The sequence below is a fragment of the Streptomyces aurantiogriseus genome (genome assembly GCF_014649375.1).
GTDB lineage: Bacteria > Actinomycetota > Actinomycetes > Streptomycetales > Streptomycetaceae > Streptomyces > Streptomyces aurantiogriseus.
Map to the genome: position 1 here is coordinate 262,512 of NZ_BMSX01000009.1, position 25,353 is coordinate 287,864.

19 protein-coding genes are annotated in these 25,353 nt (G+C 73.4%); 13 read left to right on the forward strand and 6 right to left on the reverse strand.

All coding sequences use genetic code 11. The features are described 5' to 3' along the window. The first annotated feature begins 12 nt into the window (after nt 1-12). From IE263_RS20915 to cobI, 7 genes are read left to right on the forward strand one after another with little or no spacing between them, the layout of a single operon-like run. Nucleotides 13-960 carry a cobalamin biosynthesis protein gene (locus IE263_RS20915; RefSeq protein ID WP_189938802.1) on the forward strand — a complete coding sequence of 316 codons (948 nt, stop codon included), beginning with the start codon at nt 13-15 and terminating at the stop codon, nt 958-960. Further along, the gene (locus IE263_RS20920) at nt 957-2,489 is read left to right on the forward strand and encodes a cobyric acid synthase (protein ID WP_189938803.1); all 1,533 of its coding nucleotides are present in this window, start codon (nt 957-959) and stop codon (nt 2,487-2,489) included. The genes IE263_RS20915 and IE263_RS20920 overlap by 4 nt, the downstream gene beginning before the upstream one ends. Next, the gene (cobN, locus tag IE263_RS20925) at nt 2,486-6,142 is read left to right on the forward strand and encodes a cobaltochelatase subunit CobN (protein ID WP_189938805.1); all 3,657 of its coding nucleotides are present in this window, start codon (nt 2,486-2,488) and stop codon (nt 6,140-6,142) included. The genes IE263_RS20920 and cobN overlap by 4 nt, the downstream gene beginning before the upstream one ends. After that, nucleotides 6,139-8,136, forward strand: a complete 1,998-nt coding sequence (locus tag IE263_RS20930) for a putative cobaltochelatase (RefSeq protein ID WP_189938807.1) — start codon at nt 6,139-6,141, stop codon at nt 8,134-8,136. Before cobN ends, IE263_RS20930 begins: the two co-directional genes overlap by 4 nt. After that, nucleotides 8,136-8,744, forward strand: a complete 609-nt coding sequence (gene cobO / locus IE263_RS20935; protein ID WP_189938809.1) for a cob(I)yrinic acid a,c-diamide adenosyltransferase — start codon at nt 8,136-8,138, stop codon at nt 8,742-8,744. The genes IE263_RS20930 and cobO overlap by 1 nt, the downstream gene beginning before the upstream one ends. Further along, nucleotides 8,744-10,306 (forward strand): cobyrinic acid a,c-diamide synthase CobB, encoded by a 1,563-nt coding sequence (locus IE263_RS20940; RefSeq protein ID WP_189938811.1) that lies wholly within the window; start codon nt 8,744-8,746, stop codon nt 10,304-10,306. The genes cobO and IE263_RS20940 overlap by 1 nt, the downstream gene beginning before the upstream one ends. Continuing rightward, entirely contained in the window at nt 10,303-11,052 is a 750-nt protein-coding gene (gene cobI, locus IE263_RS20945; protein ID WP_189938813.1) for a precorrin-2 C(20)-methyltransferase, read from the forward strand. Before IE263_RS20940 ends, cobI begins: the two co-directional genes overlap by 4 nt. A gap of 11 nt (nt 11,053-11,063) precedes the next feature. Here cobI and IE263_RS48675 read toward each other — a convergent pair whose 3' ends face one another. Continuing rightward, nucleotides 11,064-11,987, reverse strand: coding sequence for a ZIP family metal transporter (locus IE263_RS48675; protein ID WP_373312030.1), 924 nt, complete (start codon nt 11,985-11,987; stop codon nt 11,064-11,066). Between the two features lie 35 nt (nt 11,988-12,022). Between IE263_RS48675 and cobM the strand changes: the two genes are divergently transcribed. The 6 genes from cobM to cobC are packed head-to-tail and all read left to right on the forward strand — an operon-like array spanning nt 12,023 to nt 18,400. Further along, nucleotides 12,023-12,841, forward strand: coding sequence for a precorrin-4 C(11)-methyltransferase (gene cobM / locus IE263_RS20960; protein WP_189938815.1), 819 nt, complete (start codon nt 12,023-12,025; stop codon nt 12,839-12,841). A 5-nt stretch (nt 12,842-12,846) separates the two neighbouring features. Then, nucleotides 12,847-14,091 (forward strand): precorrin-6y C5,15-methyltransferase (decarboxylating) subunit CbiE, encoded by a 1,245-nt coding sequence (gene cbiE / locus IE263_RS20965; protein ID WP_189938982.1) that lies wholly within the window; start codon nt 12,847-12,849, stop codon nt 14,089-14,091. Next, entirely contained in the window at nt 14,088-15,821 is a 1,734-nt protein-coding gene (cobJ, locus tag IE263_RS20970) for a precorrin-3B C(17)-methyltransferase (protein ID WP_189938817.1), read from the forward strand. The genes cbiE and cobJ overlap by 4 nt, the downstream gene beginning before the upstream one ends. Beyond that, a complete protein-coding gene (locus IE263_RS20975; protein ID WP_189938819.1) occupies nt 15,818-16,420 on the forward strand; it encodes a precorrin-8X methylmutase in 603 nt (200 codons plus the stop codon). Before cobJ ends, IE263_RS20975 begins: the two co-directional genes overlap by 4 nt. Then, nucleotides 16,417-17,349, forward strand: coding sequence for a sirohydrochlorin chelatase (locus IE263_RS20980; RefSeq protein ID WP_189938821.1), 933 nt, complete (start codon nt 16,417-16,419; stop codon nt 17,347-17,349). Before IE263_RS20975 ends, IE263_RS20980 begins: the two co-directional genes overlap by 4 nt. Next, nucleotides 17,339-18,400 (forward strand): Rv2231c family histidinol phosphate aminotransferase CobC, encoded by a 1,062-nt coding sequence (gene cobC, locus IE263_RS20985; protein WP_189938822.1) that lies wholly within the window; start codon nt 17,339-17,341, stop codon nt 18,398-18,400. The genes IE263_RS20980 and cobC overlap by 11 nt, the downstream gene beginning before the upstream one ends. A gap of 107 nt (nt 18,401-18,507) precedes the next feature. Here cobC and IE263_RS20990 read toward each other — a convergent pair whose 3' ends face one another. The 5 genes from IE263_RS20990 to IE263_RS21010 form a co-directional block, all read right to left on the reverse strand. After that, nucleotides 18,508-20,421 carry a DUF2264 domain-containing protein gene (locus IE263_RS20990; protein WP_189938824.1) on the reverse strand — a complete coding sequence of 638 codons (1,914 nt, stop codon included), beginning with the start codon at nt 20,419-20,421 and terminating at the stop codon, nt 18,508-18,510. Nucleotides 20,422-20,581: 160 nt separating this feature from the next. Continuing rightward, entirely contained in the window at nt 20,582-21,631 is a 1,050-nt protein-coding gene (locus IE263_RS20995; protein ID WP_189938985.1) for a LacI family DNA-binding transcriptional regulator, read from the reverse strand. Nucleotides 21,632-21,674: 43 nt separating this feature from the next. Further along, nucleotides 21,675-23,324 carry a type 2 periplasmic-binding domain-containing protein gene (locus tag IE263_RS21000; protein WP_189938832.1) on the reverse strand — a complete coding sequence of 550 codons (1,650 nt, stop codon included), beginning with the start codon at nt 23,322-23,324 and terminating at the stop codon, nt 21,675-21,677. A gap of 66 nt (nt 23,325-23,390) precedes the next feature. Continuing rightward, nucleotides 23,391-24,251: a carbohydrate ABC transporter permease gene (locus IE263_RS21005; RefSeq protein WP_189938986.1), complete on the reverse strand. Its 861-nt coding sequence runs from the start codon at nt 24,249-24,251 to the stop codon at nt 23,391-23,393. Between the two features lie 35 nt (nt 24,252-24,286). Next, the gene (locus IE263_RS21010) at nt 24,287-25,141 is read right to left on the reverse strand and encodes an ABC transporter permease (RefSeq protein ID WP_189938834.1); all 855 of its coding nucleotides are present in this window, start codon (nt 25,139-25,141) and stop codon (nt 24,287-24,289) included. Between the last annotated feature and the right edge of the window lie 212 nt (nt 25,142-25,353).

Genomic DNA, 25,353 nt, shown 5'->3' on the forward strand with positions numbered 1-25,353 from the left:
CCGGCTGAGCCGATGGGTGCCGATCGCGTTCACGCGTACGGCGCCGCCGCCGGCCTCCTGGGGGACCTGCTCCTCGGCGATCCGCGCCGAGGGCATCCGGTCGCCGTGTTCGGGCGGGCCGCGGCCGGCGTGGAGCGGGTGCTGTGGCGGGACCACCGCGGGTGGGGCGCGCTGCACACCGTCGTGTGCGCCGGGGGTGCCGTCGCGCTCGGGGCCGTCGCCTCGCGTGCCGTACGACGCTCCCCCGCCGCCTCCGTCGCCCTCACCGCCGCCTCCACCTGGGCCGTCGTCGGCGGGACCTCCCTCGTGCGGGAGGCCCGGGCCATCGGGCGGGCCCTCGAGGCGGGGGACGTCGAGGCCGCGCGGGCGCGGCTGCCGCATCTGTGCGGGCGGGACCCGCAGGCCCTGGACGCCGACGGGATCGCCCGGGCCGTGGTCGAGTCCGTCGCCGAGAACACCTCCGACGCGGTGGTCGGGGCGCTCGTGTGGGGAGGCCTCGCCGGCGTGCCGGGACTGTTCGGGTTCCGGGCCGTCAACACCCTGGACGCGATGGTCGGGCACCGGTCGCCGAGACATCTGCGGTACGGGTGGGCCTCCGCGCGGCTCGACGACCTCGCCGGGTGGCCGGGGGCGCGACTGACCGCCGTACTCGCCGCCGTCGCGGGAGACGATCCGCGGGGGGCCGTACGGGCGTGGCGGGACGACGCCCGCAAGCATCCCAGCCCCAACGCCGGGCCCGTGGAGGCCTCCTTCGCGGGCGCGCTCGGTGTGCGGCTGGGCGGGACGCTCTCCTACGGCGGCCGGGTCGAGCACCGGCCCGTGCTCAACGGGGCGGCGGGGCGGCCCGTCGTCCCCCACGACATCGAACGCGCCGCACGGCTCTCCCGCCGCGTCGGCCTGCTCGCGCTCGGCGTCACCGTCGCCGCGCGCCTCGTCGCGAAGAAGGGGCGTACGTCATGAGCGGGGGTCTCCTCGTCGCCGGCACCACCTCCGACGCCGGCAAAAGTGTCGTGACGGCCGGGATCTGCCGGTGGCTGGTGCGGCAGGGGGTCAAGGTCGCGCCCTTCAAGGCGCAGAACATGTCCCTGAACTCGTTCGTCACGCGGGAGGGGGCCGAGATCGGGCGGGCCCAGGCCATGCAGGCGCAGGCCTGTCGGGTGGAGCCCACCGCGCTGATGAACCCCGTACTGCTGAAGCCGGGTGGTGAGCAGAGCAGTCAGGTCGTGCTGCTCGGCAAGCCGGTGGGTGAGCTGAGTGCCCGGGGCTATCACGGTGGGCGGCAGCAGAAGCTGCTCGGGACCGTGCTGGACTGTCTGGCCGAGTTGCGGGGCACGTATGACGCGGTGATCTGTGAGGGGGCCGGTTCTCCCGCCGAGATCAATCTTCGGCGGACGGACATCGTGAACATGGGGATCGCCCGGAACGCCCGGCTCCCCGTGCTCGTCGTGGGCGACATCGACCGGGGCGGGGTCTTCGCCTCGTTCTTCGGGACGGTCGCCCTGCTCTCCCCCGAGGACCAGGAGCTGGTCGCCGGGTTCCTCGTCAACAAGTTCCGGGGCGATGTCTCGCTGCTGGAGCCGGGGCTCGACATGCTGCACGGGCTCACCGGGCGGCGGACGTACGGCGTCCTGCCGTTCCGGCACGGGCTCGGGATCGACGAGGAGGACGGGCTGCGGGTGTCCCTGCGGGGCACCGTCCGGGAGTCCGTCGTCGCACCGCCCGTCGGTGCGGACGTGCTGCGCGTCGCCGTCTGTGCTGTCCCCCTCATGTCCAACTTCACCGATGTGGACGCGCTCGCCGCCGAACCCGGCGTCGTGGTGCGGTTCGTGGACCGGCCGGAGGAGCTGGCGGACGCCGACCTCGTGGTGATCCCGGGGACGCGGGGGACCGTACGGGCGCTGGAGTGGCTGCGGGAGCGGGGGCTGGCGGAGGCCGTCGTCCGGCGGGCCGCCGAGCACAGGCCCGTGCTCGGCATCTGCGGCGGCTTCCAGATCCTCGGCGAGCACATCGAGGACGAGGTCGAGAGCCGGCGGGGTCATGTCGAGGGGCTGGGAGTCCTGCCCGTCCGCGTGCGGTTCGCGCGGGAGAAGACCCTCACCCGGCCGGTGGGGGAAGCCCTCGGTGAGCACGTCGAGGGGTACGAGATCCATCACGGGGTCGCCGACGTCCACGGAGGAGACGCGTTCCTCTCCGATGACGAGGGACACCGCCTCGACGGCTGCCGGGTCGGGCAGACCTGGGGCACGCACTGGCACGGCTCGCTGGAGTCGGACGGTTTCCGGCGGGCCTTCCTGCGCGAGGTGGCGGCCGCCGCGGGCCGCCGGTTCGTACCGGCCGCCGACACCTCGTTCGCCGCGCTGCGCGAGGAGCAGCTCGACCGGCTCGGCGACCTGATCGAACAGCACGCGGACACGGACGCGCTCTGGCGGCTCATCGAGTCGGGCGCGCCGCAAGGACTGCCTTTCATTCCACCGGGAGCGCCCGCATGAGCACAGTGTTGTTGTTGTCGACCGCCGACACGGACCTGCTGGCGGCTCGGGCCGCCTCCGGTGCCTCCTACCGGATCGGCAATCCGACGCGGGTGGACGTCGCGGAGGAGCTGCCCGGTCTCGTCGAGGGCGCCGACATCGCCGTCGTCCGGCTGCTGGGCGGCAAGCGGGCCTGGGAGGACGGGCTGGCCAAGCTGAAGGCGGCGGGCATCCCGACCGTGCTGCTGGGCGGCGAGGCCGTTCCCGACGCGGAGTTGATGGCCGAGTCGTCGGTGCCGGCCGGTGTCGTGGCCGAGGCGCTCAAGTACCTCGTCGAGGGCGGGCCGGCCAACCTCACCGAGCTCGCCCGGTTCCTCTCCGACACCGTGCTGCTGACCGGCGAGGGCTTCGTCGAGCCGCGGAAGATGCCGGAGTACGGCGTCCACGGGAACCGCGTGCACCAGGAGGACCGGCCGACCGTCGGCGTGCTCTTCTACCGGGCCCATGAGCTGAGCGGCAACACCGCCTTCGTGGACACGCTGTGCGACGCGATCGAGGCGCAGGGGGCCAACGCCCTGCCCGTGTACTGCGGTTCGCTGCGCGGGGCGGAGGCGGGGCTGTACGAGATCCTCGGACGGACCGACGCCCTCGTCGCCACCGTCCTCGCGGCCGGCGGCACGCACGCCTCGCAGGCCTCGGCGGGCGGCGACGAGGAGGCCTGGGACATCGGGGCGCTCGCCGACCTCGACGTGCCGGTGCTGCAGGGGCTCTGCCTGACCTCGTCGCGGGCCGCCTGGGACGAGTCCGACGCCGCCCTGTCCCCCATGGACGCGGCGATGCAGGTCGCGATCCCCGAGTTCGACGGGCGGCTGATCACGGTTCCCTTCTCCTTCAAGGAGCAGGGCCCGGACGACGTCCCGGTGTACGTCGCCGACCCCGAGCGGGCCGGGCGCGTCGCCGGAATCGCCGTACGGCACGCCCGGTTGAGGCACAAGCCGAACGCCGAGAAGAAGCTCGCGCTCATCTTCACCGCGTACCCGACCAAGCACTCGCGGGTCGGCAACGCGGTCGGACTCGACACGCCCGCCTCGGCGGTGCGCGTCCTGGACGCGCTCAAGCAGGCCGGTTACGGCCTCACCGAGTACCCCGACAACGGCGACGAGCTGATCCACCGGCTGATCGAGGCCGGCGGGCACGACGTGGAGTGGCTGACCGAGGAGCAGCTCGCCGCCGCGCCCGCGCGGGTGCCGCTCGCCGACTACCGGGCGTGGTTCGAGAAGCTCGACCCGGAGCTGAGGGACGCCATGCTGGAGACGTGGGGCGAACCACCGGGCTCGCTGTACGTGGACGGCGACGAGATCGTGCTCGCCTCCCTCCGGTTCGGGAACGTCGTCGTGATGATCCAGCCGCCGCGCGGCTTCGGCGAGAACCCGATCGCGATCTACCACGACCCCGACATGCCGCCGTCGCACCACTACATGGCCGCCTACCGCTGGCTGGAGAACAGTTTCGGCGCCGACGCGATCGTGCACATGGGCAAGCACGGCACGATGGAGTGGCTGCCGGGCAAGGGACTGGGGCTCAGCGGCGGGTGCGCGCCGGACGCGGTGCTGGGTGACCTGCCCCTGGTGTACCCCTTCATCGTCAACGACCCGGGCGAGGGCACCCAGGCCAAGCGGCGCGGGCACGCCACCGTCGTCGACCACCTGGTGCCGCCGATGGCGCGCGCGGACACCTACGGCGACCTGGCCAAGCTGGAGCAGCTGCTCGACGAGTACGCGCTCGTCTCCGACCTGGACCCGGCCAAGGCCCCGGCCGTGCGCGCGCAGATCTGGACGCTGGTCAAGGCGGCCGAGCTCCACCACGACCTGCATGTCGACGAGCAGCCGGACGACGACGAGTTCGACGAGTTCGTCATGCACATCGACGGCTATCTGTGCGAGATCAAGGACGTGCAGATCCGGGACGGGCTGCACATCCTGGGTGGCGGGCCGGTCGGTGAGCCGCGGGTGAACCTGGTGCTCGCCGTGCTGCGCGCCTCGCAGGTGTGGGGCGGGCAGGCCCATGCCCTGCCGGGGCTGCGAGCCTCGCTGGCGGAGCACTTCGGGCTGGTGGAGAAGGAGTTGCTCGCCGAGCCGGGGGCTCCGGTGAAGGTGCCGGTCGAGCTGACGGATCTGGTGGACGGGCCGTCGCGTACGGCCGCCGACGCGATCGACCTGCTGGAGCAGTTGTGCCGGCGGATCGCGGAGGGGATGGAGGCGCGGGACTGGGCGGTCGCGGAGAGCGCCGCGCTCGTCCGCGAGGTCCTCCGTGCCGAACTCCCCGCCGCCGTGGGCGTGCTGGAGTTCGCCTGCACCGAGGTCGTGCCGCGGCTGGCCCGGACCACCGACGAGATCGGCCACATCCTGAAGGCGCTCGACGGCGGGTACGTCCCGGCGGGTCCGTCCGGTTCGCCGACGCGCGGGCTCGTCAACGTCCTGCCGACCGGCCGCAACTTCTACTCCGTCGACCCCAAGGCCATTCCGTCCAGGCTGAGCTGGGAGGTCGGGCAGTCGCTCGCCGACTCGCTCGTCCAGCGGTATCTGCAGGACACCGGCGAGTATCCGAAGTCCGTCGGCCTGACGGTGTGGGGTACGTCCGCGATGCGGACGCAGGGCGACGACATCGCCGAGATCCTCGCGCTGCTGGGCTGCCGCCCGGTGTGGGACGACGCCTCGCGCCGGGTGACCGGCTTCGAGGTGGTCTCCCTGGAGGAGCTGGGCCGGCCCCGCATCGACGTCACGGTCCGGATCTCCGGCTTCTTCCGGGACGCTTTCCCGCACGTCGTCGGGCTGATCGACGACGCGGTGCGGGCGGTGGCCGAGCTGGACGAGCCCGCCGAGTCCAACTTCGTCCGGGCCCACGTGGACGAGGACACCGCCGAGCACGGCGACCGGCGGCGCGCGACCGCCCGTGTCTTCGGGTCCAAGCCGGGGGCGTACGGCGCCGGTCTGCTGCCCCTGATCGACGCGCGGAACTGGCGCAGCGACGCCGATCTGGCCGAGGTGTACGCCGTCTGGGGCGGATACGCCTACGGACGCGGGCTCGACGGGCGGGCCGCACGCGGGGACATGGAGACCGCGTTCAAGCGGATCGCCGTCGCCGCGAAGAACGTCGACACGCGTGAGCACGACCTCGTCGACGCCGACGACTACTTCCAGTACCACGGCGGCATGGTCGCCATGGTGCGGCATCTGACGGGCGCCAGCCCCGAGGCGTATGTGGGTGACTCCGCCGTGCCGGACCAGGTGAGGACCCGCACGCTGGGCGAGGAGACGCACCGTGTGTTCCGTGCCCGGGTCGTCAACCCGCGCTGGATGGCGGCCATGCGGCGGCACGGCTACAAGGGCGCCTTCGAGATGGCGGCGACCGTCGACTACCTCTTCGGCTACGACGCCACGGCCGGGGTCGTGGACGACTGGATGTACGAGAAGCTCAGCGCGGAGTACGTCTTCGACGCGGAGAACCGGGACTTCATGAAGAAGTCCAACCCCTGGGCCCTGCGGGGTATCACCGAGCGGCTCCTCGAGGCCGCCGACCGCGGGCTGTGGGCCGAGCCGGACGCCGACACGCTCGAGCGGCTGCGCGCCACCTACCTGGAGCTGGAAGGCGACTTGGAGGGCGACGAGAAGTGAGTACTCCGTTCCCGTTCACGGCCGTCGTCGGCCAGGACGACCTGCGGCTCGCGCTGCTGCTGAACGCCGTGTCGCCGGCGGTCGGCGGGGTGCTGGTGCGCGGGGAGAAGGGCACTGCCAAGTCGACGGCGGTGCGGGCGCTCTCGGCGCTGCTGCCGGAGGTCGACGTCGTCGCCGGGTGCCGCTTCTCCTGCGACCCGGCGGCCCCGGACCCGAGCTGCCCCGACGGGCCGCACGAGGCGGGGAACGGCGTTCAGCGCCCGGCCCGCATGGTCGAACTCCCCGTCGGCGCCTCCGAGGACCGGCTGGTGGGCGCGCTGGACATCGAGCGGGCGCTCGCCGAGGGCGTGAAGGCCTTCGAGCCCGGCCTGCTCGCCGACGCGCACCGCGGGATCCTGTACGTCGACGAAGTCAACCTGCTGCACGACCACCTCGTCGACCTGCTGCTGGACGCGGCGGCGATGGGCGCGTCGTACGTCGAACGCGAGGGTGTCTCCGTCCGGCATGCCGCGCGTTTCCTGCTCGTCGGGACCATGAACCCCGAAGAGGGCGAGCTGCGGCCGCAGCTGCTCGACCGGTTCGGGCTGACCGTCGAGGTCGCGGCCTCGCGGGAGCCCGACCAGCGGGTGGAGGTCGTCCGGCGACGGCTCGCCTACGACGACGATCCGGCCGGCTTCGCCGCGCGGTGGGCGGACGAGGAGGCCGCCGTACGGGCGCGGATCGTGGCGGCACGGGAGCTGTTGCCGTCGGTGCGGCTGGGCGACGGGGCGCTCCGGCAGATCGCGGCGACCTGTGCGGCGTTCGAGGTGGACGGCATGCGGGCCGACATCGTGATGGCGCGGACGGCGACCGCGCTGGCGGCCTGGGCCGGGCGGACCGAGGTGCTCGCGGAGGATGTGCGGCAGGCCGCGCTGCTGGCGTTGCCGCATCGGCGGCGGCGGAATCCCTTTGACGCACCGGGGCTCGACGAGGACAAGCTCGACGAGACGCTGGAGGAGTTCTCCGGCGACGACGATCCCGACCCCGATCCCGACGACGACGGACCGGGTGGCGGTGGGCAGCCGCCTTCCGACGCCGGCGGGCCGCAGGGCGGTGACGACGCCGGCGCCCGTCCCGAGGCCGGTGACGGCGGCGCGCCGCAGGCCTCCGGCGCCGGGGAGCAGTCCGCCGTACGGGCTTCCGAGCCGTTCCGTACGAAGGTGCTGAGCGTGCCCGGGATCGGGGAGGGTGCCGCCGGGCGGCGGTCACGGGCGCGGACCGAGCACGGGCGGACGACGGGGGCGCGACGGCCCCGGGGGACGCTGACCAAGCTGCACCTGGCGGCGACCGTGCAGGCGGCCGCGCCGCATCAGCGGGCTCGGGGGCGGTCCGGGCCGGGGCTCGTGGTGCGGCGGGACGATCTGCGGCAGGCCACGCGGGAGGGGCGCGAGGGGAATCTCGTGCTGTTCGTCGTGGACGCCTCCGGGTCGATGGCGGCCCGGCAGCGGATGAGTGCCGTGAAGGGGGCTGTGCTGTCGTTGCTGCTGGACGCCTATCAGCGGCGGGACAAGGTCGGGCTGGTGACGTTCCGGGGCGCCGGCGCCGACGTGGCGTTGCCGCCCACGTCGTCCGTGGACGCGGCTGCCGCTCGGCTCGAGTCGCTGCCCACCGGGGGGCGGACTCCGCTGGCCGCCGGGCTCCTCAAGGCGCATGACGTGCTGCGGGTCGAGCGGCTGCGGGATCCCGCGCGGCGCGCGCTGGTCGTGGTCGTGACCGACGGGCGGGCCACCGGAGGCCCGGAACCGGTCGTCCTCGCCGGGCGGGCCGCTCGGCTGTTCGCGGCCGAGGGGATCGCCTCCGTGGTCGTGGACTGCGAGTCGGGGCCCGTGCGGTTGGGGCTCGCCGGGCAGCTCGCGGGTGAGCTCGGTGGCACGGCTGTGACGTTGAACGAGTTGCGGGCCGACTCGATCGCCGGGCTCGTCAAGGAAGTTCAGGGAAACAGGAGGGCCGCGTAATGCCTCAGGGACAGCCCAGTGTCGTGCCGGACGACGGTCTGACGACTCGTCAGCGGCGTAATCGGCCGCTTGTCGTCGTGCACACCGGGATCGGCAAGGGCAAGTCGACCGCCGCCTTCGGGCTCGCGCTGCGCGCCTGGAACCAGGGGTGGCCCATCGGGGTGTTCCAGTTCGTCAAGTCGGCCAAGTGGAAGGTCGGCGAGGAGCGGGCGCTGCGGGTGCTCGGGGACTCCGGTGAGGGCGGGACCGTCGCCTGGCACAAGATGGGCGAGGGCTGGTCCTGGGTGCAGCGGGACCTGCAGGGGGACAACCTCAGCAACGAGGAGAAGGCCCGCGAGGGCTGGGAGCAGGTCAAGCGGGATCTCGCCGCCGAGACGTACCAGTTGTACGTGCTCGACGAGTTCGCGTACCCGATGCACTGGGGGTGGGTGGACACCGATGAGGTGATCTCCGTGCTGCGGGACCGGCCGGGCACGCAGCACGTCGTGATCACCGGGCGGAACGCGCCCGAGAAGCTCGTCGACTTCGCCGACCTCGTGACCGACATGTCCAAGGTCAAGCACCCGATGGACGTGGGCCAGAAGGGGCAGAGGGGCATCGAGTGGTGATGTCCTCGTCCTCCGTCCCTCGGCTGGTCGTTGCCGCGCCCTCCTCGGGCAGCGGCAAGACCACCGTTGCCACGGGGTTGATGGCCGCGTTCGCCGCGCGGGGGCTTGCCGTGTCTCCGCACAAGGTGGGGCCCGACTACATCGACCCCGGGTATCACGCGCTCGCGAGCGGGCGGGTGGGGCGGAACCTCGACGCGTATCTGTGTGGGCCGGAGCTGGTCGCTCCGTTGTTCCTGCACGGGGCGCTCGGGTGCGATGTCGCCGTCGTCGAGGGCGTCATGGGGATGTACGACGGGGCCGCCGGGGAGGGGGAACTGGCGTCCACCGCCCATGTGGCGAAGCTGCTGCGGGCGCCGGTCGTGCTCGTTGTGGACGCGTCGTCGCAGTCGCGGTCCGTCGCCGCGCTGGTGCACGGGTTCGCCTCGTGGGATCCGGAGGTGCGGGTCGGGGGCGTGATTCTCAACAAGGTCGCTTCGGACCGGCATGAGGAGCTGCTGCGGGAGGCGTTGGACTCGGCCGGGGTGCCGGTGTTGGGGGTGCTGCGGCGGGCTCGGCAGGTGGATACGCCTTCTCGGCATCTGGGGTTGGTGCCTGTTGCCGAGCGGCGGTCGGAGGCTGTTGAGGCTGTTGCCTCCATGGCCGCGCAGGTGCGCGAGGGGTGCGATCTCGAGGCGTTGTTGGGGCTGGCGCGGAGTGCGGGTGCGTTGTCGTGTGCGGCTTGGGATGCGGCTGAGGCTCTGGCTTCTTCGCCCCCTCCGCCCCTCGCCTTTCCCGTCCCTGGGGGCTGCCGCCCCCAGACCCCCGCTTCGGCCCTGAACGGGCCTCGTCCTCAAACGCCGGACGGGCTGGTTTCACGTGCCGCCGTCCAGAACTCGCCGGAGGGGCCGGGTTCGCGTGGCGCCGTCCAGAACTCGCCGGACGGGCCGGGTTCGCGTGCCGTCGCCCAGACGTCGTCGGACCGGCTGGTTGTTGCTGTTGCCGGTGGGGCGGCCTTCACGTTCTCCTATGCGGAACACAGTGAACTGCTCGCCGCCGCCGGTGCCGAAGTCGTCCCCTTCGATCCCCTTCGGGACGAGCAACTGCCCGAGGGGACACGGGGGTTGGTCATCGGCGGCGGATTCCCCGAGGTGTACGCCTCCGAGTTGTCCGCCAACGAGCCGCTACGCAAGGCCGTTGCCGAGCTCGCCCTCGGTGGGGCGCCGGTCGCCGCCGAGTGTGCGGGGCTGCTCTATCTGTGCCGGGAGCTCGACGGGCAGCCCATGTGCGAGGTGCTCGACGCCGGCGCGCGTATGGACGAGCGGCTCACCCTCGGGTACCGGGACGCCGTGGCCGTGAGCGACAGTGTGCTCGCCGTCGCGGGGACGCGGATGCGGGGGCATGAGTTTCATCGGACCGTCGTGGAGCCGGGGGCGGGGGCGGCTCCCGCCTGGGGTGTGCGTGCTCCGCAGCGGCGGGTCGAGGGTTTTGTACAGCGCGGTGTGCACGCGAGTTATCTGCACACGCACTGGGCGGCCGAGCCCGGTGTGGCCCGTCGGTTCGTGGAGAGGTGCCGGACGTCATGAGCAGCAGGCTGGTCGGAGTCGGGGTGGGGCCCGGGGATCCGGAGCTGGTGACCGTCAAGGGCGTCAACGCGCTGCGTGCGGCCGATGTCGTCGTCGTACCCGTCATGGCTGCACCTGATGGAAAAGACGGCGGTGAGCGTGGGCGGGCCGAGGCCACCGTGCTGCACTACGTGCCCGAGGAGAAGGTCGTCCGGGTCGTGTTCGCGTTGAACGAGCGGAGCGACCGGGGCCGGCGTGAGGCCGCCTGGGACGCCGCCGGGGAGCGTGTCGCCGAGCTGCTCGGGCGGTACCGGGCCGTCGCCTTCGCCACGATCGGTGATCCGAACGTGTACTCCACCTTCACCTATCTCGCCCAGACCATCGTCGAGCTGGTGCCGGGGGTCGTCGTCGAGACCGTGCCCGGGATCACTGCCATGCAGGATCTGGCGGCGCGGTCGGGTGCCGTGCTGACGGAGGGGACCGAGCCGTTGACGCTGGTGCCCGTGACCGCCGGTTCCGCCGTGCTGAAGGACGCGCTGGCCGGGCCGGGGACCGTCGTCGCCTACAAGTTCGGGCGGCAGGCCGCCGAGGTCGGCGAGGCCTTGCGGGAGACCGGGCGGGTCGGGGACGCCGTGTGGGGGTCGGCGCTGGGGCTGCCGGAGGAGTCCATTCGGCCCGCGGGCGAACTCGACGGTGAGCCCCTCCCCTATCTCTCCACGCTCATCGCGCCCGCACGGCGTGACGGCGGGCGGGGCGGCAAGCTGTGAGACCGTCCCCGTCAGACCGCCAGGCCCACCACCAGCCAGATGAACGCCGCGCCCGCGACCGTGCACAGCAGGGTCGAGCGGGCCGGGTGCGTGTGGTGGGCCTCAGGGAGGATCTCGGCTGCCGCCAGGTACAGCAGCGCGCCGCCGAAGAAGCCCAGGTAGCCGCCGAGCAGGTGCTCCGGGATGGTGACGAAGGCCGTCGAGGCGGCGCCGGCGACCGGGGCCACCGCGTCCGCGAACAGCATGGTCAGGGCTCTGCGGCGGGCGTTCCCGTACAGGCTGGTGATCGTGTACGTGTTGAAGCCGTCCGCGAAGTCGTGGGCGATGACGGCCAGCGCGACGGCCGCGCCCATGCCGCCGCCGACCTGGAAGGCCGCGCCGATCGCCACGCCGTCCATCGCGCTGTGGACGACCATCGCCGCGGCCGCCGTCAGGCCCACCTCGGGGGTGCGGCCGTCGCGCAGCCTCTGGGGCGCGACGGTGTCGAGCGGCCGCCCGCGCGGAGGCCCGAAGGGCTGAGCGCGGGCGGCCACTCGACACCGGCTGAGGCGCCCCGGAGGCGGAGCCATGTCAACGGGTTCCTCGGCGCCGTGCGCGGCCATGGGGGTCCCCCCGCTCGAGCGTCGAGAGTGGGGGAGGTGAGCCAGCAGGCGTTCCACCAGATGGGCCAGCAGGAAGCCCGCCACGAAGAGGAGGAGCGCCGCCGGGACGCCGAAGATCTCCGTGCCGGCCGCCTCCAGTGCCTCGGGCAGCAGGTCCAGGCCGACCACGCCCAGCATCAGGCCGCCGGCCAGGCCCAGTACCAGATGGCGGCGGTCGGTCACGCGCTGTGCCGTCCAGCCGCCGGCCAACGTCATCAGGAACGCGCCGAGCGCGACGAACACCGCCATGTGCCCTTCGTAGCGGATCGAGCCCCGGCCGCGCACCTCCGGCATCCGCACCCCATCCCGTCATGAGAGGACCCGAACCCATGGCCGACGCCCCCACCGGCAAGGTGACCTTCGTCGGTGCCGGCCCCGGCGCCGCCGACCTGCTGACGTTCCGTGCCGCGCGCGCCATCGCCGAGGCCGACGTCGTGATCTGGGCCGCGAGTCTGGTCCAGGCGGAGGTCCTGGAACACGCCCGCGAGGGCGCGGAGATCCTCGACTCGGCGACCATGTCCCTGGAGGACGTCGTCGCCGTGTACGGGCGGGCCCGGGACGAGGGGCTCCGCGTCGCCCGGATCCACTCCGGCGACCCCGCGCTGTGGGGCGGTACACAGGAGCAGCTCGACCGGTGTGCCGAGATCGGGATCGCCACCGAGATCGTGCCCGGTGTCTCCTCCTTCTCCGCCGTCGCCGCGCTCGCCGGGCGGGAGCTGACGATTCCCGAGGTGGCGCAGTCCGTGATCCTCACCCGCCTCGGCGGCGGCAAGACGCCGATGCCGCCCGGGGAGGAGGTGCGGGAGTTCGCCCGGCACGGCACGACCATGGCGATCTTCCTGTCGGCGGCCCGCAGCGGCCAGCTCGTCCGGGAGTTGCTGGAGGGCGGCTATCCGACCACCACCCCGGTCGTCATCGCCTACCAGGCGACCTGGCCGGAGGAACTGGTCGTGCGGTGCACGATCGGCACGCTGGAGGAGACCGTCAAGGAGCACAGGCTCTGGAAGCACACCCTGTTCCTGGTCGGCCCGGCCCTCGACGCGCACGGCACCCGCTCGCACCTGTACCACCCCGGCCACTTCCACGGCTACCGCAAGGCCGACCCGGAGGCCCGCAGGGCCCTGCGTGAGCGGGGTGCGGGTACGTGAGTCGCCTGATCACGGTCGTCGGCACGGGGACGGGGGCGCCGGTTCCGGCGGACGCGGTGGCGGGTGCGGAGCTCGTCGTCGGCGGGCGGCGGCACCTGGACGCCGTACCGCTGCCCGAGGGTGCCGAGCGGATCGTGCTCGGTCCGCTGGCGCCCGCCCTCGACGCCATCGGGGAGTACGTCGCCAAGGAGCGGCGGGTGGTCGTGCTGGCGTCCGGGGATCCGGGGTTCTTCGGGATCGTGCGGGCGCTCGCCGAGCGGTTCGGTTCCGCACGGCTCGATGTCCGGCCGGGGGTGTCGTCCGTCGCCGCCGCCTTCGCCCGGCTCGGGCTGACCTGGGACGACGCCGTCGTCGTCAGCGCGCACGGGCGGGATCCCCGGACGGCCGTCCAGGTGTGCCGGGCGCATCCCAAGGTGGCCGTGCTGACCGGGCCCGGCGCCGGGCCCGCCGAGCTGGGCGCGGCGCTCGCCCGGACCGTACCCGGGCGGGTGCTCGTGGTCGCGTCCGCGCTGGGTGATCCCGAGCGCGAGCACGTGGAGCGGGTCAGCCCGGCGGAGGCCGCCGGCCGTGCCTGGGGTACGGCGGTGAGTGTCGTGCTGTGCCTGGACGAGACACGGGCGCTCGGCCCCGTACGCACGCTGGCCGGAGCCGGTGCCCGTCCCGCCGGATGGGCGCTGGACGAGGGGGGCTTCGCCCACCGCGACTCGATGATCACCAAGTTCGAGGTGCGGGCGCTGGCGCTGGCCCGGCTCGGCCCGCGGGTGGGCGACCTGGTCTGGGACATCGGGTCCGGGTCCGGTTCCGTGGCTGTCGAGTGCGCGCGGCTGGGGGCCGCCGTGAGCGCGGTCGAGAAGGCCGCGGACGGGGTCGGGCGGATCCGTGCCAACGCCGCCGCGCACGGCGTCGACGTGCATGTGGTGCACGGGGAGGCGCCGGACGCCCTGGGCGGACTCGACGATCCCGACGCCGTGTTCGTCGGGGGCGGCGGGCGTGAACTCGCCGGCATCGTCGGGGTGTGCGCGCGGCGGGCCCGGCGGACCGTGGTCGTGGCCATGGCCGCGCTGGAGAGGGTTCCGGCGGCGCGGACGGCGCTCGCCGACGCCGGGTTCGATGTCGACGGGGTGCTGTTGCAGTCCTCGCGGCTGGCGCCACTGCCGGGGGACGTGACCCGGCTCGCGGCGACCAATCCGGTTTTCCTGCTGTGGGGCGTCAGGTCTCCAGTACGTACTGATGAAGGAGTGGCTCAGTGATCGGCCTCATTTCCGCCACCGCGGCGGGGGCGGCGGCGCGCGACCGGTTGGCCGCGGCGTGGCCGGAGCGGACGCGTGTGTACGAGGGTCCCGTCGGGGACGCCGTGCGGCGGGCGTTCGCGGAGTGCGAGCAGCTCGTGTGCTTCCTGGCGACGGGGGCTGTCGTACGGCTCGTCGCACCGCTGTTGGGTGACAAGGCGTCCGACCCGGGGGTCGTGTGCGTCGACGAGGCCGGGCGGTTCGCGGTCTCGCTGGTCGGCGGACACGGGGGCGGCGCCAATGAACTCGCCCGCGAGGTGGGCGGGTTGCTCGGGGCGGAGCCCGTGGTGACCACGGCGACGGACGCCGTCGGGATCCCCGGCCTGGACACCCTCGGGCTGCCCGTGGAGGGTGATGTCGCCGGGGTGACGCGGGCCCTGCTGGACGGGGAGCCGGTCGCGCTCGACGCGGAGGTGGCCTGGCCGTTGCCGCCGGTGCCGTTCGCGGACGGCGGGACCGGGGCGTACACCGTGCGGCTGACGGACCGGGCGGTCGCGCCCGGCACCCAGGAGGTGCTGCTGCGCCCGCCGTCCCTGGTGGTGGGGGTGGGTGCCTCCAGAGGGGCTCCGGTCGAGGAGGTCCTCGAGGTGATCGAGGGGGCCCTGCGGGACGCGGGGCTGTCGGCGGCCAGTGTCGCCGAGCTGGCCACCGTCGACGCCAAGGCCGACGAGCCGGGGATCGTCGAAGCGGCGCGGCGCCTGGGCGTGCCCGTGGTGACGCACTCGGCCGAGGAGCTGGCCGCCGTCGAGGTGCCGAACCCCTCCGACGCTCCCCTCGCCGCCGTCGGCACGCCGTCCGTCGCGGAGGCGGCGGCGCTGGTACGCGGGGGCGAACTCCTCGTGCCCAAGCGGAAGTCGGAGCGCGCCGACGGGCGGCCCGCCATGGCGACCTGTGCCGTCGTACGGCGTCCTGGGCGGGGGCGGCTCGCGGTCGTCGGGCTCGGGCCGGGTGCCCGCGATCTGCTCACTCCGCGGGCAAAGGCGGAACTGGAGCGTGCCTCGGTGCTCGTCGGGCTCGACCAGTACGTCGCCCAGATCCGCGACCTGCTGCGGCCCGGCACCCGGATCCTGGAGTCGGGGCTCGGGGCCGAGGAGGAGCGGGCGCGGACGGCCGTGGCGGAGGCCCGCAGGGGCCGGGCCGTCGCGCTGATCGGCAGCGGGGACGCGGGCGTGTACGCCATGGCCTCCCCCGCGCTCGCCGAGGCGTCCGACGACATCGACGTGGTCGGGGTGCCGGGGGTGACCGCCGCGCTGGCCGCCGCCGCGCTCCTGGGCGCGCCGCTGGGCCACGACCACGTGTCGATCAGCCTGTCCGACCTGCACACGCCGTGGGAGGTCATCGAGCGGCGGGTGCGGGCGGCGGCCGAGGCCGACCTCGTCGTGACCTTCTACAACCCGCGCAGCCGGGGCCGCGACTGGCAGCTGCCGAAGGCGCTCGCGATCCTCGCCGGGCACCGGGAGCCGACGACGCCGGTGGGGGTCGTACGCAACGCCTCGCGGCCGGACGGCACGGCGCGGGTGACGACTCTCGCGGAGCTCGACCCGGCGACGGTGGACATGATGACGGTCGTGACCGTGGGCAACACCGCGAGCCGGACCGTCGCGGGGCGCATGGTGACGCCGCGCGGCTACCGCTGGCAGGACGCCGCGTCGATGAGCGGCTCCGCCGCGGGGCAGGAGGACACCCAGTGAACCGTGTGGTCCACCCGATCGAGCAGGAGTCCTTCCGACGGCTGCGCGCCCGTCTGGACACCTCGCACTTCCCGCCGCTGACCCGGGCGGTCGTGGAGCGGGTCATCCACTCCGCGGCCGACCTGGAGTACGCGAGCGACCTCGTCATGGACGAGGGGCCGTTGGAGAAGGCGCACGCCGCCCTTCACGCCGGGGCGCCCGTCGTCGTGGACGTGGAGATGGTCGCGGCCGGGATCACCCGGCGGGAGACCGTGTGCCGGCTCAAGGACGCCGAGGCCGGTGGGGGCCTGACCCGTTCGGCGCACGCCGTGCGTCTGGCGTACGAGCAGGTCGGGCCCGGCGCGCTGTGGGTGATCGGCTGTGCGCCGACCGCCCTGGAGGAGCTGCTGACGCTCGACGCCTCACCCGCGCTCGTCATCGGGCTGCCCGTCGGCTTCGTCGGGGCGGCCGAGTCCAAGGCCGCGTTGCGCGAGAGCGGGCTGCCCGCGGTGAGCAACGTGTCCGAGAAGGGCGGGTCGGCGGTCGCCGCCGCCGCGCTCAACGCCCTGCTGTACCACCCCGTTCCACCATCCGACGCACAGTCCGAGGAGACATCGTGACCACCCCGCCGCCCGCCCTGCTCATCGCCGGCCATGGCACCCGCGACGATGCCGGAGCCGAGGCGTTCCGCGACTTCGTACGGGAGTTGGGGCGCCGCCACCCCGAGTTGCCCGTCGCGGGCGGCTTCATCGAGCTGTCCCCGCCGCCGCTGGGCGAGGCCGTCACCGAGCTGGTGGAGCGGGGCGTACGGCGGTTCGCCGCCGTACCGCTGATGCTGGTGTCCGCCGGGCACGCCAAGGGGGACATCCCGGCGGCGCTGTCCCGCGAGAAGGAACGGCACCCGGGGATCTCGTACACGTACGGCCGTCCGCTGGGCCCGCACCCGGCGCTGCTGAGCGTGCTGGAGCGGCGGCTGGACGAGGCGCTGGGCGGCACGTCCCGTACGCCGCAGGACCGGGCCGATGTGACCGTGCTGCTGGTCGGGCGCGGTTCGACGGACCCGGACGCCAACGCCGAGGTGTACAAGGCGGCCCGGCTGCTGTGGGAGGGGCGCGGGTACGCGGGCGTGGAGACGGCGTTCGTGTCGCTGGCGGCGCCCGATGTGCCGAGCGGGCTCGACCGGTGCGTGCGGCTGGGTGCGCGGCGGATCGTCGTGCTGCCGTACTTCCTCTTCACCGGGATCCTGCCGGACCGGGTGCGGCAGCAGACCGAGGGCTGGGCGGCCGCGCACCCGGAGGTCGAGGTGCGGTCGGCGGACGTCATCGGGCCGGAGCCGGAGCTGCTGGACCTGGTGATGGAGCGGTACGAGGAGGCCGTCAAGGGCGATCTGCGGATGAACTGCGACTCGTGCGTGTACCGGATCGCGCTGCCGGGGTTCGAGGACAAGGTGGGCCTGCCGCAGCAGCCGCACTTCCACCCGGACGACGACGGTCACCATCACCACGGGCACCATCACCACGGAGGGCACGCGCACTCCCATGCACACTGACGGACACGATCTGCGGCACCACGGGGACTCCGAGGTGCGGGACGACGGTGCGGCGCTGGTGGACCTCGCGGTGAACGTCCGCGCGGACACCCCGCCGGAGTGGCTGCGCGAGACCGTCGCCGCGTCCCTGAGCGGTCTCGCCGCCTACCCCGACGGGCGGGCGGCGCGGGCCGCGGTGGCGGCGCGGCACGGTCTGCCGGCCGAGCGGGTGCTGCTGACTGCGGGCGCGGCGGAGGCGTTCGTGCTGCTGGCTCGCGCCCTGAAGGTCCGCCGGCCCGTGATCGTGCACCCGCAGTTCACGGAGCCGGAGGCGGCGCTGCGGGACGCCGGGCACACGGTCGACCGGGTGCTGCTGCGGGAGGAGGACGGCTTCCGGCTCGACCCGGCGGCCGTTCCCGAGGACGCCGACCTGGTGGTGATCGGCAACCCGACGAATCCGACGTCGGTGCTGCACCCGGCCGCCACCATCGCCGAACTCGCCCGTCCGGGGCGGACGTTGGTGGTCGACGAGGCCTTCATGGACGCGGTGCCGGGCGAGCGGGAGGCGCTGGCCGGCCGGACGGACGTGCCCGGCCTCGTCGTCCTGCGCAGCCTCACCAAGACGTGGGGGCTGGCCGGGCTGCGCATCGGCTACGTCCTGGCCTCCCCGGAGACGATCGGCGAACTGGAGCGGGCCCAGCCGCTGTGGCCGGTGTCCACGCCGGCGCTGGCCGCGGCGGAGGCGTGTGTGTCCCCCCGGGCTCTGGCGGAGGCGGCCCACGCGGCCCACCGCATCGCCGCGGACCGGGGCCACCTCGTCGCCGGGCTCGCGCAGTTCGCGGCGGACGGCGTCCGGGTGGCGGAGCCCGCCGAGGGCCCCTTCGTCCTGGTACGGCTGCCCCGGGCCGCAGCCGTCCGCCGCCACCTGCGCGACCTGGGCTTCGCGGTGCGCCGCGGGGACACCTTCCCGGGCCTGGACGAGGAGTGGCTACGGCTCGCGGTGCGGGACCGGGGGACGGTGAACGGGTTCCTGCGGGCGCTGGCCCGGGCCATCGCACTGGCGTCGCGCTGAGCCGGAGCGGAATCAGGGCGGCGACACGGTGAACGGGCCCCGCCGGGCCCCCGACCCGGCAAACCGACCCGGCCACCGCACCGGCGCCGCGCCGAGGCGGAGCCGGGTCAGGGCGGCGGCACGGTCTCCGTCGTGCCGTCCGGGAAGCGGATCTCCACCGTTCCGTCGGCCGCGACCCCGGCGCTCGCGCCGGTCCACCCGGTGTGCGGGTCCGCGCTGAGCAGCACGAGCGTCACCAGGAGGCGTGCGCCTTCCGGGCGTTGGAGGACCGGCGTCGCCGAGTGGTGCCCCACGGCGTTGACCCCGACGGCCGCCACGACCCTTCCCTCGGCGTCGCCCCAGCCGTACAGGCCGACGAGCGCGCTGGTCAGGCCGTCCGCACGGCGGGCCACGGCCAGCGCCGGGCCGGTCTCCCCCACCGGCGGCGCGGTGTCGTCGGCGACGGCCCAGCCGCCCTCGCGCACCGGTGTGCCGGGGGGCGCGTCGAGCCGGTGCACCCGTACCTCCCACGGCCCGTGCACCACGCTCACCGTCTCGATGCGGTGCCCCGCGCCGGTGTCGCCCGGCACCAGCGCCCGGTGCCAGGAGGCGGCCCGGCGGCCCTCGGCGCCGAGGGGGTGGATACGGCCGCGCGGGGACGGGGTGCCGTCGGGGGCGAGCAGGGCGATGTGGTTGTCGGGGCCCGTCGTCGCTTCCGGGGTCTCGGGGGCGGTGGCGGTGGAGTAGGCGAGGCGGGCGTAGTGCGGGCTGTCGTCGGCTGCCGCGGGCGGGGGCGGCAGGCGGTCGCTGCCGTGGTTGACGAGCCGGACGATCCCGTCGGCTGCGGTGGAGTGCAGCAGCCAGCCCGGTGCGGGCAGGGACAGGCGGACGTCGGCCGTGTCCACGGGTGCGGTCTCCTCGCGTGCCGTCCACACGGGGTGGTCGTCGGGCAGCAGCAGGCCGAGGAACGCCTTGCTCGCCCAGTAGGGGGAAGCGGGCCCGGAGTAGCGCTGGGTGACGGGGAGGAAGGGCCGGTACCAGCCGAGGGTGAGCAGGCCGTGCTCGTCGGGTGCGCCCCGCTCGGCGAAGTGCTTCAGGGCGCCCGAGGCGAGGCGGCGGGTGCGGCCCGGGGGCAGCGGAGTGGCGTCGGCGAGGGCACCCGCCCACAGCGGTGCGGTGGTCGCGAAGCGGTAGGTGAGGGAGCGGCCCTGGTGGACCGGGGCGCCGTCGGAGCCGAAGAAGTGCTGGTGGACGGCGAGGAACTCGCGCAGACGGGCTCGGTGGCGGAGCACGGTGCCGGGGTCGGCGCGCTCTCCCGCGATACGCGCCCACAGCACCGGATACAGGTGCAGCGCCCACGCGTTGTAGTAGTCGAACTTCCTGCCGTCGCCGTCGGTGTACCAGCCGCCGCCCCGGTACCAGTCGTCGAGCCGGGCGAGTCCGGCGTCGATCTCGGCGCGGCGGTGCGGGGCGCCGACGGAGGCGAGGAACTCCTCGGTGATGACCTGGAACAGCCGCCAGTTGGAGTCGTTGACGTCGGCGCCGACGAAGCCGCCCAGCCAGTCGGCGACCCGTTCGCGTACCCGGTCGTCGAGGTGGTCCCACAGCCAGGGGCGGGACTCGTGCAGGGCGATCGCGACAGAGGCCGCCTCGACCATCGGCTGGGCCCGGTCGGTGATGGGCGGCCAGTGTTCGTCGCCGTGCGGGTCGGTGCCGGCGGCGAGTCCGGTGGCGTACCGCTCGATGAGCGACGGGCCGGCACGGCCGTTCGAGCCGGCGATGCGGAAGGCGGCGAGCAGGAAGGAGCGCGCGAAGCCCTCCAGGCCGTCCGACCAGGGGCCGGAGTGGCCGGCGCGGCCGGGGAGCCGGTACTGGGCGAACCTCGGGGAGGCGTAGGGCAGCAGTCCGTCGAGGAGGCGGTCGGCGACCGCCTCCCAGTGGGCACGGGTCCACCCCGTGAGAGGCGAGACCAGCGGGTCGAGCGGGGGGAGGTCGGGAAGGTTCGTCGGATCATCGGGCAGCGACACATGCGGCGCGGTCATACAGGGCGAAATCTCCGTGTTGGTCAGACGAGGGGCAGGTGCAACGAGCCCCAGAGGGGCGCGGGGCCGTGTCGGTGTGCTGCTCCGCCGCGATGGGGGTCCCTCCCGCTCGAGCGGAGCCGGGAGTGGGGGAGCGACCAGCCACCACGCGCCCGCAGTGTCATGACGGCGCACCCGGCGGAGCGACACTGCGGCGTACGACGATGTGGGTGCCCAGCAGATGGTGGCTCCCGGCGGCCTGCTCGGGGTCGCGCAGGGCGATGCGTACGGCGGCACGGCCGAGTTCCTCGGCGGGAGTGCGGACGGTGGTCAGCGGCGGGTCGAAGTCCTCGGCGAGGGGGATGTCGTTGTAGCCGACGACAGAGATGTCCTCGGGCACCCGCAGTCCCGCGTCGGCGACAGCCCTCAGCACACCGGCCGCGACCATGTCGTCCCCGGCCACCACCGCCGTGAAGTCCCTGGGCCCCTTGAGGAGTTCGGCCATGGCCCGCAGTCCGGCCGCGCGGCCCAGCCCGCAGTCGACGACATACGCGGCCTCGGGCGGCAGCCCGTGTTCGGCGAGCGCGGCGCGGTAACCGGCGACGCGTGCGTCCAGGGCCGTGTTGCCGGGGAGCGCGCCGAGGAACACGATCCGGCGGTGCCCGGCCGACAGCAGATGCGCGGTGACGGCCCGTGCCCCGGCCTCGTTGTCGAACTCGACGACGAGTGCCGGTATGTCGGGGCCCGGCGCCGGCCGTCCGCACAGCACCAGCCGGGCGCCGGACGCGTCCAGGGCCTGCGCGTAGTGGGCGACGCGCGAGCGGTACGCGTCGTCCTCCACGACCCCGCCGACCAGGATCACCAGGCGTGCCCCCTCCTCCCGCATGAGCTGCACGAACTCCATCTCGCGCTGCGGATCCCCGCCGGTCGCGCCGACCACGCACAGCCAGCCCCGGTCGGCGGCCTCCGCCTCGACGCCCTCGGCGACCTGGGCGTAGAAGGGGCTGGTGACCTGGCGGACGACGACGGCGGCCATCTTGCGTCCGCCGCCGACGAGGGCGCGGGCATGCGCGTTGGCGACGTAGTCGAGGTCGCGGGCCGCGCGCAGGACGCGGGCCCGCGTGGCGGCGGGCACCGGGTGGTTGCCGCTCAACGCGCGGGAGGCGGTGGCCATCGACACGCCGGCCCGCTCGGCGACCTCGCGGATCGTGACCCGCCCCTTGGACACCATGTCGTTCCCCATCCCCCGCGTCTGTCGCTGCACCGGCGGTCGCTCACCTGTTGGCCGCGAAGTCCTTCGCGAACTCCTCGGCCATTCTGTCGCCGCCCCGGGCCCGCCACTTCTTCACCGCCGCGTCCCATTCGGACAGCGGCAGCCGGCCGGCGACGATCCCGGTGACGGTGTCGTCGAGGAGCGCCCTGAGGGTGGTGCCCTGGGCGTTCTTGGTCCGGGACTGCAGGCCGTAGGAGGCGTTGCGGATGGCGCGCGGGACCGTCTTCTGCTGCCAGGCGTGCAGGGCCCGTACGGCCTCGGGCATGCCGGGCACGAACAGGACCTGGGGGCCTTCGGCGAGGTACTTCAGCGGCAGGTTGGTGTTGTTCTCGACCTCGCCCAGCTCGGTGGGCTGCGGTGAGCCGTCCTTGCCGCGGGTGAAGTGGGTGCCCTCGACGCCGTAGTGGACGAGTTCCCACTCCTCGCTGCCGAAGGGGGCGGCCAGGTAGTCGAGGACGCGCAGGAGCAGCTCGATGCGCTCCTTCTTCGCCTTCTTCAGCACCGTGTAGCCGAAGGAGCGGCGGGCGGCGACGATGCCGCCGGGCTCGCCGTCGACGCTGTACGGCAGCGCCGCCGCGGGGGTCAGCTTGCCGCGGGACTCCCGGAACTTGGGCAGGTATGCGCCGAATCCGTCCTGCATGGAGCCGACCGTGCCGTTGTAGTAGAGCGTGGTCAGGTCGATCTGGGAGATGGACGTGGCGTCGGGGTGGTAGCAGCCGCTCTTGCGCAGTTCGGCCTGGAAGGCGATCGACGCCTTGTAGCGCTCGTCGGCGCAGCCCGGGCGGAAGGCGCCGGCCTCGGTGACGGCCCACTCCTGGGGCGCGTTGTGGGCGGCGGAGTGCACGGCGTTGCCGAAGAGGGAGTTGGCGGCGGCGCCGAGCGCATACGTACGGCCGCCGGTCGCCCGTTTCGCGACGGCGGCGAAGTCCGTGGAGGTCCAGCCCTCCTTCATGCCCGCGTCGGTGAACAGGCCCTGGTTGAGCCACAGGGTGGAGCCGGGCAGCGGGCGTTCCAGGGGGATGCCGTGGATGCGGCCGCCGATGCGGCCCATGTCGCGCCAGGCGTGGGTGGGGATGTTCGCGAGGTTGGGGTAGTCGGCGATCGCCGCGCCGGAGAGGTACGGCGTGAGGTCCTCGGCGCGTCGTTGGACGAACTCGGCCTCGCGGGGCAGCACGAATCCGGAGAAGAGGTTGATGATGTCCGGGAGGGCGTCGGGGTCGGCGGCCATGACGGTCGCCATCTTCTTCTGGTAGTCGGCCTGGGCGACGATCGTGTACTCGATCTTCACGCCGAGGGCCTTCTCGACGGCCGCCCAGAAGCGGTTGGCGGAGGCGGGCTTCGGAGGAGTGCCGAAGGAGACCGACATGACCTTGATGGTGGAGCCGTCGCCCGGGGTGCGGGAGACGGACTTCACCAGGTCGGCGGGGTAGGCGGTGTAGCCGGCCTGGACGCCGGCGTCGGTGGGGGCGAGGTCCGGCTGGGGGCCCTTGGCGGGTGTGTGGGCGGGCCAGGCGGCGAGTTTCTTGCCGGCGTTGGAGACGTCGCCACCGCCGGACTCGGTGGAGCAGGCGGTCAGCAGACCGGGGACGGAGACGGCGGCGCCGCCGACGGCCATGGAGCGCAGCAGGGTACGTCGGGACATGCGGGGCATGAGCGGATGACCTTTCGTAGCGCGGCTCTTGACGGGTGGCAGCCGGCGTCGCGGCCGGCTGGTGTCTCAGCTCTTGACGGCGCCGGTGAGCACGCCCTTGGTGAAGTACCTCTGCAGGAACGGGTAGACGAGCAGGATCGGCACGGTGGCGATCACCAGCACCGCCATCTGCACGGTCTGCGGTGCGGTGACCGTGCCCTCGCCGGTGGTGGCGTCGGTGAGGCCGGAGCCGGCCACCACGTAGGTGCGCAGGACCTGCTGCAGGGGCCAGTGGTCGCTCTCCAGGTAGAGCGAGGCGTAGAACCAGGAGTTCCAGTACGCCACCGCGTAGAACAGGCCGACCACGGCGAGCGCGGCCTTGGACAGGGGCAGGACGACCGAGACCAGCACCCGCCAGTCCCCGGCCCCGTCGAGGCGCGCCGCCTCGTACAGCTCCTCGGGGATGCCCTGGAAGAAGCCGCGCAGGACGACGAGGTTGAAGACGTTCACGAGGACGGGCAGGACCAGCGAGGCGTAGCTGTCCAGCAGGCCCAGCTCCTTGACCAGCAGGAAGCTCGGGATCATGCCGGGCGGGAAGAGGAAGGTGAACAGAACGAGGAGCAGGACGGGCTTGCCGCCGAAGACGCCGGGGCGGGAGAGGGCGTAGGCGAGGGTCACGGTGCAGGCGAGGCTGAGCAGGGTGCCGACGACGGTGACGCCCGCGCTGACGCCGAGGGCGTGGGTGACGATGCCGCCGTCGAAGATGTCCCGGTACGCCTTGAGCGTCGGCTCGGTCGGCCAGAGCACCCAGCCGCCGTTGTCGACGACCTCGTCGGTGGAGGCCAGCGAGGTCGAGACGATGACGAGGAAGGGCACGCAGACCAGCAGGACGACGGTCGCGAGGGCGATGACCTTCCCGGCCTGCGTGAGGGGCTTCGGCTTCTCCATCCAGCCGGGCCGGACGGGGGTGCGGGCGTGGCTGCTCACTTGTAGACCCCCTGTTCGCCGAGGCGGTGGGCGACCTTGTTGGCGGCGTAGACGAGGAGGGCGCCGACGACGCCCTTGAACAGGCCCGCGGCGGCCGCGAAGCCGTAGTCGCCGCCGACGATGCCCTGGTAGTAGACGAAGGTGTCGATGATCTCGGCGGCCTGAGGACCGACCGCGTCGCGTTGGAGCAGCATCTGTTCGAAGCCGACGGAGAGGATGTCGCCGAGCCGCATGATCAGCAGCAGGACGATCACGGGGCGGATGGCGGGCAGGGTGACGTGCCAGAAGCGCCGCCAGGGGCCTGCTCCGTCGAGGGCGGCGGCCTCGTACTGCTGCTCGTCGACCTGGGCCAGCGCGGCGAGGAAGATGATCGTGCCCCAGCCGGCGTCCTTCCAGATCACCTGCGCGACGACGAGCGGCCGGAAGGCGTCGGGGTTGCCGATGAGGTCGACGGTGTGCAGGCCCATGCCGTCCAGCGAGGAGTTGAGCAGCCCGGTGTCGCCGAGCACCTGCTGGAAGAGGGCGACGACGATCACCCACGAGATGAAGTGCGGCAGGTACGCCACCGACTGCACGAAGCGCCGCACCGAGCTCCAGGTGAGGCTGTGCAGCAGCAGGGCGAGGCCGAGCGGGACCGGGAAGTAGAAGACGAGCTGGAGGACCGCGATCCAGAGGGTGTTGAGGACCGCCGCCCAGAACTCCCCGTCCTCGAACATGCGCTGGAAGTTGCCCAGGCCGACCCAGGGGCTGCCCCAGAGACCGTCGAAGGGCACGTACTCCTTGAACGCGATGACGTTGCCGGCCAGTGCGCCGTAGTGGAACAGCAGGAAGTAGGCGAGCCCGGGCAGCATGAGCAGCAGGAGGACGGAGCTTTGAAAGCGTTTTCGCGTTGGACGTGCGCCGCCCGACCGGTGCCGAGCACTGCCGACCCCCTTTTCACCTGTGCGTTCCCGTAGGGCAACGGCCACGGGTCCCCCTCATGTCTCGGAGTCGAGTGAGAGGAAGTTAAAACGCTTTCATGGGTCGGTCAACAGCCCTGACAGAGAAGGGCCGTTGACCGTGT